Raw genomic sequence first — 733 nt, 5'->3', positions numbered from 1 at the left:
TGATCCCAAAGGCAACCTGCGCGAATATGGAAAACGCGTGCTCGGCGCTTAAGGTGTCATTCTGCACTCAGCCGGAGCGGACCCCTGCAACTGCAAAATCCCGATGCTGCATGCGCGGGGCGATGCTGCGTCAGCAATAGCCGCACCTGCAAAAGTCCGCTCCGTCCGCGTTGCGGTCGCACACGTCAACGGCAGCGAAGGGTCGTTTTCCAAAAATCCTGCACGGAAGATTCCATCCCGCCCTGTTTTGCGCCGAGCCTGAATTTAGCCCTGTTGCATCAATAAATACCTTCTGCTCGGCAATTACAGACTGTGTCCATCATACTCATGGACGTGGGTAGCCTGTTCGCGGGTATGGGCAATCTCTTGCACCACGGCGGCAATCTTGCTGGATGAAACTTGATGCAGCTCACCGACAACGGCCTCGGCGCGCTCGTAGCTGTCCGGAACGCCTTGGCTATTAAAATGGGCGGCAGCGGTGGAAATGTCCGCGTCTCGCCAAGTCGCCGTGGTGCCGACTGAAACGCTGTCATGATCGTTATAGCGGGCCAGGAACTTGTTTCCGTCGAGACCGAAGCTGTTGGCGGTCGCCACAATGTCATCACGCACAGCCAGCCACTTTTCGGCTTCTGTCGGGTCCAAGTTGTCCAACTCGGCCGCATTCATGGATGTGGTGTAACTGTCGTCAGCAACAGTGTACGCCTGCAGGTCGGTGTCGTATGGGCGTAGCTCG

Annotated in this window: 1 pseudogene; it reads right to left on the bottom strand. The window is 57.3% G+C overall.

Annotated features, from left to right (window positions below):
• Nucleotides 1–303: 303 nt before the first annotated feature.
• Nucleotides 304–733, bottom strand: a pseudogene (locus ACR0AO_RS25495) (hypothetical protein); the annotation flags it as partial.

Source organism: Ruegeria sp. AF8, assembly GCF_056541825.1.
This window is presented reverse-complemented; position numbering and strand designations above follow the sequence as displayed.